Genomic DNA, 13,337 nt, shown 5'->3' on the forward strand with positions numbered 1-13,337 from the left:
CCGACTTCGCATTGGATGCGAAACCGGGGCTTTTCGTATGCCTGCCGACATCTTGGCATTAAACTGGCTGCAGCTTCTTTTCCTCTTCTTCCTGGCTAACGGCTTCGTTATCCTTACGATCTGCCTGCTCTTGAGGCGCGGCTTGCGTCCCGGCATCAACCGACGCTGCAGGTGCCGCTACGCTCTCGGCCACGGCTTGCCCCGCACTCTTGGCCACAGGGTTCACCTCGCGATCTTCTTCCTTATCCACTCGGGCTTCATCTATTTCCGCTTCGATGTCATCCATCTTGAACTTGTCGATTTCCTCGAACAACTGCCGCGATAGCGAAAGCATGTCGTCCGCCTGCGAAGCGATGTGCCGAATGGCCGTATCCTGCTGGTGCGACGAGGAATTGACTTCTTCCACACCCGCCGCGGATTCCTGGGCAATGGCGGCAACGTGCTGCACGGCATCGACGAGCTGGCCGTTTTTCTCCTGCGCATCGGTGATCAGCTCGTGAATTTGGCCGATGTAGCCGGAAAGCTCGTCCATCGAAGCCCGAATCGAGCTGAACGCTTCCAGGCTTTCGTCCATCTTCCCGTTCTGCTCGTCAAACGAACGGCGGGCTTCCTCGAACGAGGCTTCCATCTCGCTCATTTGAATCAGCAGCGACTTGACGATCAGCCCGATCCTCTTGGACGATTCGGCCGTTTGCGAAGAGAGCTGGCGAACCTCCTCCGCGATGACGGAGAAGCCTTTGCCGTGTTCTCCGGCTCGCGCCGCTTCGATGGACGCATTGAGCGCCAGCACGTTGGTTTGCGTGGCGATTTCCGCAATCGTGCCGACAATTTTGCCGATTTGCGCCGAGCTTTGCGACAAGGTCTCCATGGCGGCGGTCACTTGCCGGAGAACGTCTCCCGACCGGTCGGCCGACTGCCTGAGCGCTTCCATCGACCGGGAACCGGTGTGGGTATTGAAGGCGGCTTCGCGGCTTTTTCGCTGCATCGTATCCGTATATTCGTTGATTTTACGAATTTCCCCGGCCAAGCTGGTGATGAGGTAGGCGCCGTGCTCCGAATAATGGGCTTGCTGCTCCGCTCCGGTAGAGATGTCTTGGATCGCACGCAAAATGTCTTGATTGGCGGCCGCCGTCGACCCCGAAAATTCCCGGAACGAAAGCGAATGCCCGGCTAACGAAGAAGCGATCTGCTTCGTGCTGTGCAGCATGCCCCGCACTTGATCGACCATATGATCGAAGCTTTGGCTGAGCTGCCCGAGCTCGTCCCGGGAACGGCTTCCGATTTTGTGCCGCAGGTCTCCGTCCGCAATTCGCCCTACGGCATGCTGCAGCCGGCGAATCTGTCCGGTGAACGAGCGGATGACAAGGACGCCGACAGCGGTCACACATACCGCAACCAGGGCGAATGCGGTGATCATGACGGTAACGGTTCGGTCCAACCCGTCCTGCGTCGCCGTTACCGCAGCGGCGGCATCGCTCGCATACGAGACGTAGAAATGATCGACATACGTGAAAATTTCGCCCATAATCCGCTGCGACTCGTTATACAGGTACTCCATATTTTTTTCGACGTCCGTTTTCGTCAACGACTTGTCCTGTATGACCTTGGCCGCCACGTCGAACGTATTCGTATATTCGCCGGTGAGCAGAATCAGCTTGCTCCGCCAGACGGATTTCTCATCCGTATCGGCCGTTTCGCCGATTCGCCGGACCATTTGATCGTACAGCTTTCTTTTTTCATTATATCTGGGGATATAGTCCGGATTCTTCGAGATCTCCAAACCGGAGGCGATGATGTTGAGCTCCTGGACCATTTCCTTCAATTCAAGCGCCATCAGCTTGAGCTCCATCTTCTCGTTTTGAACGCCCAATTGGCTTTTGATCCGATGCATCTGGTTTACGTTAAACAACGCAACGCCCATAAACAAGACCACCATAGCCGACAAACCGGCGATCAGCTTCTGTCTAAGCGTCATAGCGCCTGCTAGTTTCATAGAAACCCTCCACTCATTCTTTCTAATTAATCCCGATTCTGATGCCAGTGTAGGACTAAAGTATTAATAGAAGAACGGAAGTTTGTAAAACGATTGTTAACTTTTAGCAGCTTTAAACTTTTACATTCCGTTTACGTTCCGATGGTTTTCACTTAACAATTGGTTGGTACGATGTCCTAGTAAACAAAAAACAAAGGGAGGACATGCTGAAATGTTGAAGCAGCTGTCAAAAAAAGGTTTAAGCGTGGCCATGGTTTCGATCTTAATGTTGGGGGTTCTTTCCGCTTGCGGTACGAAGACAGATCCGGCACCGAATAATTCGGCAGCAGGTGGAGACAAAACGGCAACAACGGGAGACAAAAAACCGGCGGACCAACCGGCTAAAACAGAAGAGATCACCGGTACGGTAACGGCTTCCGGCTCCAGCGCCCTGCTCCCGCTCGTTAAAGCGGCTGCGGACGAGTTCATGAAGAAAAACCCGAAAGTCACGATCAACCCGACCGCCGGCGGTTCCGGTACAGGTCTTAAAAACGTTGCGGACGGCACGTCCGATATCGGCAACTCCGACATCGAAGCCGGTCCGGAATATAAAGACAAAGGTCTTGTCGACCACATCGTAGCGATTGCGCCTTTTGCCATCATCGTGAACAAAGACGTTACGATCGACAACTTGACGAAAGCTCAAGCAGCGGACATTTTCTCCGGCAAAATCACGAACTGGAAAGAAGTTGGCGGCAAAGACCAAAAAATTACGATCGTTCACCGTCCGGACAGCTCCGGTTCCCGTGCGCTCGTGAAGAAAATCGTTCTGGACGGCAAAGACTTCACGAAAGACGGCGTAACGCAAGAATCCAGCGGCGCTATGGCTACAACCGTTGGTCAAACGACCGGCGCGATCGGTTATGTAGACACGCCTTATGTTAACGATAATTTGAAAGCTCTGAAATTCGAAGGCGTAGCTTTCAGCAAAGACGCGATCAAAGACGGCAAATACCCGCTCTACGGCATCGAGCATATGTACACGAAAGGCGAAGCTAAAGGCGCAGCCAAAGCATTCATCGACTACATCATGAGCCCGGAATTCCAAGACAAAAAAGTCGAGGAGCTCAAATTCCTTCCGGCCAACCTGTTGAAAAAATAATCGTCTAGTCATCCACGAGAGCAGCGGCATAAAGTCGCTGCTCTTTTTATGTCCTCATTTGCCGATTTGTCGAATCCCGCGCAATTTTTACATTACCTTAACAATTCTCATGTTCTGTTATTACATTCGTACTCTATGATGGTCTTGAGCTAAGGAATACGTGTGGAACTATTCGAACCAGGGGGTAATAGCTGATGAATTCATTTGCCGATCAGCTGACGGAAAGTGTGAAGGAAGAGCGGAAGGAGCATCGGATGAACCGCTGGACGAGAGCGCAGAACAGAAACGATCAAGTGATGAGATGGATATTTATAGGAAGCGCATCGCTCGTGGCATTCATCATCTTTTCCGTCATCGTCTTCGTCGGTTGGCAAGGAGTCAAAACGTTTTCGGGTGTGACGCCGGTCGAATTCTTTTTCTCGACCGAGTGGACCCCGTCGGAAAATAAATTCGGTGCGTTCTCGTTTCTGTACAGCACGCTGCTGCTGACCTTTTTGTCGGTGCTGCTGTCAGTGCCTCTCGCGCTGTCAGGTGCGGTCTTTATGGCCAAAATCGCGCCAAAGTGGGTGCGCGAAGTTCTTCGTCCGGCAACCGACCTGTTCGTCGGGATTCCGTCGGTCGTCTACGGCTTGATCGGACTTACGGTGATCGTTCCGTTTCTCGGCAAGTTCAATGAGGGCTTCGGGTACGGGATATTGCCGGCCGCCATCATCCTGGCGATCATGATTCTGCCAACGATTCTATCCATCTCCGAGGACGCGATCCGCGCGCTGCCAGGACGGTTGGAAGAAGCTTCGCTCGCGCTCGGCGCGACGCGATGGCAGACGATTTGGCGCGTGCTTATTCCTGCGGCCCGGCCCGGTATTCTGACCGGGATCATTCTCGGGATGGGACGAGCGATCGGAGAAACGATGGCCGTGTTCATGGTCATCGGCAACTCGCCGCAAATGCCGGATTCGCTGCTCAGCTCGGCTACGGTGCTGACGACGGCGATCGTCAAGGACATGGGGAACACCCATTACGGCAGCACGTGGAACAACGCTTTGTTCCTGATGGCACTTGTGCTGCTTCTGATCTCGCTGGCCATGATCCTGATCATCCGCATTGTCGCAAAGAGGAGTGAAGTGAAATGACAAGCAAAACGACCGACCGGATCGCCACTCTTTATTTTTGGGCAACGGGAGCTGTTATTATTCTAATTCTGGCCTGGTTTTTATTCCGGATCTTGGGCGACGGACTGCCGATGCTGAACTGGAATTTCATCACTGGCAAGCCTTCGGAGATTATGGCCGGCGGCGGCGTAGGCCCGCAGTTGTTCAACTCCTTCTATATTTTGTTCCTGTCATTGCTGTTCTCGTTGCCGATCGGTATCGGCGCTGGGGTATATCTGGCGATTTATGCGAAGAAGAACCGGTTTACGGACATCGTGCGCGTTTCGGTCGAAGCTTTGTCTTCCGTGCCGTCGATCGTCTTCGGCTTGTTCGGCTTCCTGTTGTTCGTCAACTGGATGGGGCTGAAATTTTCCATCATCGGCGGGGCGATCACTTTGTCGCTGCTCAATCTGCCCGTGCTTGTGCGGGTAACGGAAGAAGCGATCAAATCCGTTCCGGAATCGTATTGGGAAGCGTCGCTTGCGCTCGGCTCGACGCGCTGGCAGGCGATCCGCAAGGTGCTGCTCCCGGCTTCGCTGCCAAGCTTAATCACGGGGATTACGCTCGTTGCGGGCCGCGCCCTCGGGGAATCGGCCATTCTGATCTATACCGCGGGGCTGTCGGTATCGCGCTTCTTCCCGGACCTCAATCCGCTCAGCATGGGCGAGACGCTGTCCGTTCATCTGTGGTACGTCCAATCCGAAGCGATCGTGCCGGACGCCAAGGACATTGCCAAAGGCTCCGCCGCGCTGCTGTTGATCGTCGTGCTGATCTTTAACCTGTTAATCGGTATTCCAAGCCGTATGCTGCAGAAAAAATTGTCCGGAGGGAAATGACTATGGCGACAGCGAGTGCAATCGCGAACCCAAAGGTTGCGAATAAAATTAAAGTGGAGCAATTAAATTTATATTACGGTGAAAATCATGCGCTGCATAACATCGGGCTGACGATCGAGCAAAATTCCATCGTCGCGTTGATCGGCCCTTCCGGCTGCGGGAAATCGACTTTTCTGCGCACCCTGAACCGGATGAACGATCTGATCGACAACGTGCGCATCACCGGAGACATCTATGTAGACGGCCAAAATATTTACGGTCCGGAAACGGACGTCGTGTCCCTGCGCAAGAAGGTCGGCATGGTATTCCAGCGTCCGAACCCGTTCCCGATGAGCATTTACGACAATATCGCTTACGGCCCGCGGATTCACGGCACGAAGAAAAAAGCCGTGCTTGACGAAATCGTCGAACGCAGCTTGGTGCAGGCCGCGCTGTGGGACGAGGTCAAGGACCGCTTGAACAAGTCGGCGCTCGGTCTCTCCGGCGGTCAGCAGCAGCGCTTGTGCATTGCGCGTCTGCTTGCCGTCGAGCCGGATGTGCTGCTGATGGATGAGCCGACGTCCGCGCTCGACCCGATCTCGACGCTGAAGGTCGAAGAGCTGACGCAGGTATTGAAGGAGAAATATACGATCATCATCGTTACGCATAACATGCAGCAAGCGGCCCGGATTTCCGACTACACCTCGTTCTTCCTGAACGGCGTGCTTGTCGAGTCGGACAAAACGGACAAAATCTTTACCACGCCTTCCGACCAACGGACGGAAGATTACATTACCGGACGGTTCGGATAAGTTCCCGGCCGTTAGGACAAAGGAGCGCTTTATTCGTGGATAACCGGTTCAATTTCCATCAATCGCTGGATCTGCTTCAAAAAGACCTGCTTGACATGGGCAACAATGTGGCAAGGCTCATCCGCCAAGCCGTCGAATCGCTTGCGCGGTTGGATGAGAGCTTGGCCCGGCAAACGATCGAAGCGGACGATCAGATCGACGAGATGACAGCCAGAATCGAAGAAGATTCGCTGCGGCTCATCGCGCTGCAGCAGCCGATGGCCAGCGATCTGCGGATTATCAGCATGGCGCTGAAGATCGCCACCGATCTGGAACGCATTGCGGATCATGCCGTCGATATCGCCAAAATTTGCATCCGGTTGAACGGCCAAGAGCTGGTGAAGCCGCTCGAAGACATTCCGCGCATGGCGGAGCTGACCCAAAATATGCTGCAGGAGAGCCTCCTGGCATATACCGAACGCGACGTTCACCGGGCGGCGGCACTGGCCGAGAAGGACGACGAAGTCGACAAGCTGTACAGCGTCATCGTGAACGATATCATCATGTTGATGGGCACTGATTTTGCTAAAAACAGGCAATTATCCCAGCTCATGCTGGCCGCCCATTTCCTCGAACGCGTGGCCGACCATTCGACGAATATCGGAGAAGGCGTAATCTTTATGGTCACAGGCAAACGCAAAGATTTGAACGTATAGCGGATACCGAACGGCTCCGGCCGAAAGTCCCGTCGCGCGCTTACACCAAGGCGCAGGCGGGACTTTTTGCTTTTTGCCATCGTAAAAAAACACAGCTTCCGTGCAACTTTCTCCATTTGAAACGAATCCCCCTCATAGTAAGATCGAACCATAAAGGAGGAATGCAGCATGGAAGCCAAGCTGGAGAGGGCGGTACGTTCCGCAGTTAAACCGTCGCAGGCCCGGGAAACATGGAGGCTGATGAAGAAGTACAAGGCCATTTATTTCCTTTCGCTGCCCAGCATTTTATATTTCGTCGTATTCAAATACGTTCCCTTGATGGGCTCGGTCATGGCGTTTCAAAACTACAACATTTTTAAAGGCATTGCAGGGAGTCCGTGGATTGGGCTTGAAAATTTTCAGCGGATGTTCGCTTATGACGAATTTTTGCGTATTTTAAAAAACACGATTCTGATCGGATTTTACGATTTGATCTTCGCTTTTCCGTTTCCGATCGTGCTGGCGCTGCTTTTGAACGAAATGCGGCTGCTGATGTACAAGCGGATTATTCAGACGGTGGTTTACATGCCGCACTTCCTGTCGTGGGTCATCGTCGGCGGGATTGCGATCGGCATTTTGTCTCCGACGACGGGGGTCGTCAATCATGTGCTGGGCATGTTCGGGATCGAGCCGATTTATTTCCTGGGCGAAGATTCGTACATCCGCAGCATCCTGGTCGGCTCGGGCATGTGGAAGGATAGTGGCTGGGGAACCATCGTCTATTTGGCGGCACTGGCCGGGGTTAATCCGGAAATGTACGAGGCGGCCGTCATGGACGGCGCGAGCCGCTGGCGGCAGACGATATCGATCACGATTCCGACGATTATGCCGACCATCGTCATCTTGTTCCTGCTGCATATCGGCCATTTCCTCGACTTCGGGTTCGAGCGGGTCTACGTGTTCCTTAACTCGCTGAACGAAGGGTCGGGGGATATTATGGATACTTACATTTACCGTGTCGGCCTGGTGGGGCGACAATACAGCTTCACGACCGCGATCGGGCTGTTCAAGTCGGTCGTCGGGCTGGCGCTGATCATGCTCGGCAATGCGCTGAGCCGCAAAGCGACCGGACAAGGACTATATTAGGGCGGGTGAACGCAGATGAATCATATAACTCCGGCGGGCCGGGTATTCTCGGTATTGAACTATGTTGTGCTTACGATTCTTGCGGCGACGATGATCCTGCCGCTGCTTCACGTGGTTGCCCAGTCGCTCAGCGCCGACGCGGCGATCAACAGCGGGCAGGTGACGCTGTGGCCGGTACAATTTACGCTGGAAAATTACCAGCTGATCTTAAAAGACGCCTCCGTCTGGCGCTCCTTCTCGGTCAGCCTGTTCATTACCGTCGTCGGAACGGTCATCAATCTGATCGCTACCGCGGCGCTAGCTTATCCGTTGTCACGCCCTGAATATGCGGGCCGCACGTACGTGCTGCTTATGGTGCTGGTCACGTTGATTTTCCAGGCGCCGCTGATTCCGAACTATTTGCTGGTCAAAAACCTGTACCTGCTGGATACGGTATGGGCGTTAATTATCCCGAGCGCCATCAGCGCTTACAATTTGTTCGTCATGCGCTCCTTCTTCGTCAACCTGCCGAACGAGTTGATCGATTGCGGCCGGATGGACGGCTGCGGCGAAATGCGGATTGTGTGGAGCATCGTGCTTCCGTTGTCCAAGCCGGCGATGGCGACCATGGGCCTGTTTTATGCGGTATCGCACTGGAATACGTACTCCAATGCCTTGTATTATATTAATAACCGGGCGCTTTATCCGCTGCAGGTCCGCTTGCGCGAAATCGTCATTACCGACTTCTTCGGCTCGTCCGATCAGCTGTCGCAGTTTACGAATACGTCCCCCGAGGGTATCAAAATGGCGATTATTACGGTGGCGACGATTCCGATCATGATGATCTATCCGTTTCTTCAGCGCTATTTTGTCAAAGGGATGCTGATCGGCTCGATCAAATCGTGACCTTTCTTTCGGGCGGCAGAACTCGTCCCATCGTAAAAAAACACATCGTCATAATAAGTTAGCCAATTCTATGTTCGCTTTGAAATCGCTATCATTCGACTTAGGCAACATACACATACTTTTTAAGCGAAAGAAGGGGTTCGACTTGAAAAAGCTCATCAGCACGGTGCTTGTCGGTTCGCTGGCGGTCACGGCAGCCGGATGCGGAGGCGGCAAGAATGAAGGCGAAGCGCCGGGCGCCGACGGGAAGCAAGGGCCGACGAAGTTTACGATTTCGTTGAATACGAGCGGAAATGCGTATGCGGAAAGCTCGCCGAATATTAATGAAGACAAATGGGTGAAAAAGCTGGAGAAGCTGGGGAATGTGGACATGGATATCCGCTTCCTCCCGCTCAAGGAATTCGACCAGAAAATGGCCGTCATGTTCGCCGGCAACGACATCCCCGACGTGGTTCAAGGCAGCAGCGTCAACAGCAAGGCGATGTCCGGCTCGGTGGAGGCCGGGCTGTTCATGCCGCTGGACGATCTGCTGAAAGAGTATGCGCCGAATCTGATGAAGCAGGTGCCGAAGCAGGCTTGGGACGAGGTCAGCTACCAGGGTAAAATTTACGCCGTTCCGGCGTGGCTGTCCAACCCGTCGCGGCGCGCGCTGTTCATCCGCACGGACCTGCTGGAGAAAACGGGCCTGCCCGCGCCGAAGACGGTCGAGGACATGCTGAACGTGATGCGCGCGATGAAAAAGCTCGGCGTCGAGAATCCGTACCAGATCCGGGAAAAATTCAAGTATGCCGATACGATTTTCGGCTCCTACGACGTCATCGGTTCCCAATTCGAGCTGCAGGATGGACAGGTCGTTCCGAAATTTTTTGACGTAGAGAATATGACGAAGGCGCTTCAGGCCTACAAAACGATGTTCGACGAGGGCTTGATTCCGAAAGATTTTGCGACGGTGACGTCGACCGACTACGGTAAAAATATCGAGGCCGGCAAAGTTGGCATGTGGTCCGCCAACGCGGAAGGGATGGCCAACTACCGGACCAAGGTGAAGAAGGTCGTGCCCGAGGCCAAAATCGATATTATTCCGTCGCCGAAAGGCCCGGAAGGATACGGCGGTCATCTTCTGTACGGCTCCTTATCCACCGCTTTGTATATCAACAATAACGTAAAAAAGGAAACGGCGATCGGCATCATCAAATTTTTGGATTGGATGCAGACCGACGAAGCGGAGAAGTTTTTCAGCATCGGGGTGGAAGGCGAGAATTACACCGTCGAGAACGGGCAGATCAAGTACAAATCCCCGCAAACGAAAGAAGAAGTAGACGAAGAGGGCTTCCGCAGCAATCTGTGGTGGGCGCATGACATTACCATCAACAAGCTGCGTGCTTCCTTGTCCCAGGACGGCAAGGACTTGGCGAAGGCGTTCGATACGGTGCTGGCCAAAGAAGGACTCGGCACGATCGAATTTACGCCGACACTGAATGCGTTCGCCAAATACCCCGATCTGATGCCGACGACCGATACGGCGCCGAAGCTGATCATTGACCATATGGTCAAAATGATCTACGGCAAAGAGCCGATCTCCGATTGGCCGAAGGTCATCGAAGAATACAAAGCCAAAGGCGGCAACGAAGTCATTAAGGAAGCGACGGACCGCTACAACAAGAAGGAAGGCGTCATCGTCCGCAATAATGTGAAGTAACGGTGTGCGACCGGTTCGCCACCGTGTGTCCAAGCCAACTTCTCTCATTGCCGTGTGTCCCGAAAGCATAGTAAAATCATCATACAGATCACGGTAAAGTATCCGTTTCCGGCATGGTCCGGAGCGGATACTTTTCCCTTAGGCGGACCTAACAGGAGGGGTGTTCCATGCATTTGCTCATCGTGGACGACGAGCCGGTCATCCGCAGAGGCTTGGTCAAAATGGCGGAGCAGTACAGTCCCGCGTTCGCCGTCATCACTACCGCAGAGAACGGGATGAAGGCATTGGAGTTGATCCGTGCGCACGAGCCCGACATCGTGCTGACCGATATCCGGATGCCCAAGATGGACGGACTGGAGCTGTGCCGCAGCATTCACGAAGAATTCCCCGATATTCAAACGGTCGTCATTTCCGGGTTCAACGATTTCGAGTATGCGCAAAAATGTCTGGCTTACGGCGTGAAGCAATATTTGCTGAAGCCCGTGACGAAGCCCGAGCTGCATGAAGCGCTGGATACGGTGCTCAAGCGGAAAATGAAAGGCTACGTGCCGGTATCCAAATACGTCGAATGGGTAGGGAAGCTGGAGCAGTGCATTTGGGCCAACCAATCGGACGAGCTAACCCGGTACTTGGAGCAGTGGCGGGGCTACTGTCTCGACTCCGGCTTGTCCGCCGCGAAGCTTCGGGAACTGCTTGGCGATTGTATCCGCTTGCTTGTGCAGCGGCTGCAGGAGCGGAACGCTTTTTCGGTGTCCCCGGAGACGAAGGAGACGATTGCCGGTCATACGAAGGCCGAACTGCTGGACGATTTCGAGCAGACGCTGCTGGCGATATACCGGAGGCTGATCTCGGCGCGCCGCGGGCAATTCAAGGACCCGATGGAAGAAGCGAAGGCTTACATCGATCAGCGCTTGTCCGAGGAAGTCACCCTGGAGGAAGTGGCTGAGCTTGTCGGGCTGACCCCGACTTATTTCAGCGCGTTGTTCAAAAAAATGACCTCCGAAACGTTCGTCCAATACCGGATCAAGCGCCGGATGGAGAAAGCGCTTCAATTGATGGCCCAATCCCATATTCGCATTGTAGACGTGGCTTTGGAGGTCGGGTATGACGACTATCCGCATTTTACGAAAACGTTTAAAAAGATCGTCGGCATTTCGCCTTCGGAATACCGCAGCCAACTGGGGATCAAATGAAGAGGGCGAGCCTGTACCAGAAGCTGTTCCTTTACTTCTTGACCGTGATTATCGTCTCGCTGACGACGGTCGGCATCGTTACGTATTACGCCTCGTCTCAGGAGCTGGACCGAATGGTAGAGGGCCAGCTGTCCCAGATGGTCGGCAATGCGGCTTACCATACGGATCTGTATCTGAAATCGTATGAGCGATCCATGGTTTCACTGCTGACCAACAAGGAGGTCAAACGTTTTATCGACCTGCCGGCAGGGCTGGAGGGATACGAGTTTTATGAGATCCAAAAGCAGATCAAGGAATTCGTGATCGACCCGATCTTTATACGGAATCCCGAGATTACGGCCGTGTACTCGATCAGCTTCAATGGGAACGCCGTGTATTACTATAACGAAGTCACGGGATCGTCGTTTACGCCGGAGCAAATCAAGGAGCAGTTGACCTTCTTCAAGACGAATACGTCGGCCTACGGGAACCTCAGCGTGTTGAACCGCAGCATTATCGAAAGCCAGAATAACCGGACGATCACGCTCGTGCGCCAAATTCGCGGCTTAACGTCTTCAGAGCCGCAAGGCATCCTCGCGATCGAGCTACGTTCGGCCGAGCTTTCGGAGCTGTGGAAAGGCATCGAGCTCACGAGCACCGGCTTCTTCTTCATCGTCGACGAGCGGGGGCGGATCGTGTATCACCCCCAAAGGGAGCGGATTGGGGAAACCGTACAGCCTGAGCTGAAGCGCAGCATCGTCGAATCGGGCCTGCAGTCCTTCGTGGCGGAGGAAAACGGAGAGCGGCGCTTGTACCGGAGCCAGAAGTCTGCCTATTCGGGCTGGCATCTCGTCGTGTCCATGCCGATGGCCGAGCTGCGGAAGCCGGTGGATACGATTCGCGTCACTTCGATCGTCGTCGGTTTGTTTACGCTCGTGTTCGCGTTATGGCTGGCCTTCCGTTTCGGCAAGTCGATTACCGGGCCGATCCGGGCGCTGAAGGAAGGGATGCGGGAGACCGAGAAGGGCAACTGGGCGACCATTCCGCTTCCCGAGCAGCGGCAGCGAGACGAAATCGTAGAGCTGATGATCCGCTACAATCTGATGGTCAACCGATTGTCGGAGCTCGTGGACAAGGTGTATCAGGCGGAGCTGAAAAACCATGAAATCCAGATGGAGCGGCAAAAGGCGGAGTTCCAATCGCTGCAGCTTCAGATCAATCCGCACTTTTTATACAATACGCTGGAGACGATCGTGTGCTATGCCTTCGTTGAGGATTCGGACGAAATTTCGGAGATCGTGCGCGCGCTGGCTTACATGCTGCGTTATTCCGTGCAGACGAATCTGGAGAAAATTACGGTAGCCAACGAGCTGAAGCACGTGCTTAACTTTATGATCGTGCTGAAACACCGGGTCGGGCGGGAGTTTGAGATCGACGTCGCCGTGAAGCCGGAGCTGCTGCTTCACAAGATGGTCCGGCTGACGCTGCAGCCGCTTGTCGAAAACGTATTTCAGCACGCGTTCGAAGGCGGCGTGGAGGATTATCACTGCATCCGGATCGATGCGGGCGAAGGAGAAGGCACGTTCTGGGTCAGCGTCGAGGATAACGGGAACGGCATGCCGGAGGACCGTCTGGCTGAATTGCGGGAGAAGCTGGAAGCGAACCGTCTTGTCGACGGAGGGGACGATGCGGCTGGAAAGAAGGGCGGAATTGGCATTGTTAACGTGCACAGGCGCATTCAGATGGTGTTCGGCGAGCAATACGGCTTGCACATCGAGAGCCGACTTGACGAGGGAACAAAAGTCACGATGGTCATGCCTTCCACGGGCAGGCCGTCAGGCTGAAGGGT

Annotated in this window: 11 protein-coding genes; 10 read left to right on the forward strand and 1 reads right to left on the reverse strand. The window is 54.2% G+C overall.

Features of this window, described 5'->3' with window-relative positions:
- Nucleotides 1–58: 58 nt before the first annotated feature.
- A complete protein-coding gene (locus QMG93_RS05880; RefSeq protein WP_281934408.1) occupies nt 59–1,993 on the reverse strand; it encodes a methyl-accepting chemotaxis protein in 1,935 nt (644 codons plus the stop codon).
- A 211-nt stretch (nt 1,994–2,204) separates the two neighbouring features.
- Here QMG93_RS05880 and QMG93_RS05885 point away from each other — a divergent pair, with 211 nt between their 5' ends.
- From QMG93_RS05885 to QMG93_RS05930, 10 genes are all read left to right on the forward strand, one after another.
- Entirely contained in the window at nt 2,205–3,134 is a 930-nt protein-coding gene (locus QMG93_RS05885) for a phosphate ABC transporter substrate-binding protein (RefSeq protein ID WP_281934409.1), read from the forward strand.
- Nucleotides 3,135–3,328: 194 nt separating this feature from the next.
- Nucleotides 3,329–4,267: a phosphate ABC transporter permease subunit PstC gene (pstC, locus tag QMG93_RS05890; protein WP_281934411.1), complete on the forward strand. Its 939-nt coding sequence runs from the start codon at nt 3,329–3,331 to the stop codon at nt 4,265–4,267.
- Nucleotides 4,264–5,121: a phosphate ABC transporter permease PstA gene (gene pstA / locus QMG93_RS05895; protein WP_281934413.1), complete on the forward strand. Its 858-nt coding sequence runs from the start codon at nt 4,264–4,266 to the stop codon at nt 5,119–5,121. The genes pstC and pstA overlap by 4 nt, the downstream gene beginning before the upstream one ends.
- Before the next feature lie 2 nt (nt 5,122–5,123).
- Nucleotides 5,124–5,912 carry a phosphate ABC transporter ATP-binding protein PstB gene (gene pstB, locus QMG93_RS05900; protein ID WP_081890320.1) on the forward strand — a complete coding sequence of 263 codons (789 nt, stop codon included), beginning with the start codon at nt 5,124–5,126 and terminating at the stop codon, nt 5,910–5,912.
- 35 nt (nt 5,913–5,947) lie between these two features.
- Entirely contained in the window at nt 5,948–6,607 is a 660-nt protein-coding gene (phoU, locus tag QMG93_RS05905) for a phosphate signaling complex protein PhoU (protein ID WP_281934418.1), read from the forward strand.
- Nucleotides 6,608–6,775: 168 nt separating this feature from the next.
- The gene (locus tag QMG93_RS05910) at nt 6,776–7,732 is read left to right on the forward strand and encodes an ABC transporter permease (RefSeq protein WP_281934420.1); all 957 of its coding nucleotides are present in this window, start codon (nt 6,776–6,778) and stop codon (nt 7,730–7,732) included.
- A gap of 15 nt (nt 7,733–7,747) precedes the next feature.
- The gene (locus tag QMG93_RS05915) at nt 7,748–8,617 is read left to right on the forward strand and encodes a carbohydrate ABC transporter permease (protein ID WP_281934422.1); all 870 of its coding nucleotides are present in this window, start codon (nt 7,748–7,750) and stop codon (nt 8,615–8,617) included.
- 145 nt (nt 8,618–8,762) lie between these two features.
- Nucleotides 8,763–10,316 carry an extracellular solute-binding protein gene (locus tag QMG93_RS05920; RefSeq protein WP_281934424.1) on the forward strand — a complete coding sequence of 518 codons (1,554 nt, stop codon included), beginning with the start codon at nt 8,763–8,765 and terminating at the stop codon, nt 10,314–10,316.
- Nucleotides 10,317–10,483: 167 nt separating this feature from the next.
- On the forward strand, nt 10,484–11,509 hold the full coding sequence (locus tag QMG93_RS05925) for a response regulator (RefSeq protein WP_281934426.1): 1,026 nt from the start codon (nt 10,484–10,486) through the stop codon (nt 11,507–11,509).
- Nucleotides 11,506–13,332, forward strand: a complete 1,827-nt coding sequence (locus tag QMG93_RS05930) for a sensor histidine kinase (RefSeq protein ID WP_281934428.1) — start codon at nt 11,506–11,508, stop codon at nt 13,330–13,332. Before QMG93_RS05925 ends, QMG93_RS05930 begins: the two co-directional genes overlap by 4 nt.
- Nucleotides 13,333–13,337 lie beyond the last annotated feature (5 nt).

Origin of the sequence: Paenibacillus tyrphae, from assembly GCF_027925525.1 — a bacterium.
GTDB classification, from domain to species: domain Bacteria; phylum Bacillota; class Bacilli; order Paenibacillales; family NBRC-103111; genus Paenibacillus_G; species Paenibacillus_G tyrfis_B.

What these genes read in the sequence shown, in the direction of transcription:
- QMG93_RS05880 (WP_281934408.1), bottom strand. Translation starts at nt 1,993, where the DNA reads ATGAAACTAGCAGGCGCTATGACGCTTAGACAGAAGCTGATCGCCGGT.
- QMG93_RS05885 (WP_281934409.1), top strand. Translation starts at nt 2,205, where the DNA reads ATGTTGAAGCAGCTGTCAAAAAAAGGTTTAAGCGTGGCCATGGTTTCG.
- pstC (WP_281934411.1), top strand. Translation starts at nt 3,329, where the DNA reads ATGAATTCATTTGCCGATCAGCTGACGGAAAGTGTGAAGGAAGAGCGG.
- pstA (WP_281934413.1), top strand. Translation starts at nt 4,264, where the DNA reads ATGACAAGCAAAACGACCGACCGGATCGCCACTCTTTATTTTTGGGCA.
- pstB (WP_081890320.1), top strand. Translation starts at nt 5,124, where the DNA reads ATGGCGACAGCGAGTGCAATCGCGAACCCAAAGGTTGCGAATAAAATT.
- QMG93_RS05910 (WP_281934420.1), top strand. Translation starts at nt 6,776, where the DNA reads ATGGAAGCCAAGCTGGAGAGGGCGGTACGTTCCGCAGTTAAACCGTCG.
- QMG93_RS05915 (WP_281934422.1), top strand. Translation starts at nt 7,748, where the DNA reads ATGAATCATATAACTCCGGCGGGCCGGGTATTCTCGGTATTGAACTAT.
- QMG93_RS05925 (WP_281934426.1), top strand. Translation starts at nt 10,484, where the DNA reads ATGCATTTGCTCATCGTGGACGACGAGCCGGTCATCCGCAGAGGCTTG.
- QMG93_RS05930 (WP_281934428.1), top strand. Translation starts at nt 11,506, where the DNA reads ATGAAGAGGGCGAGCCTGTACCAGAAGCTGTTCCTTTACTTCTTGACC.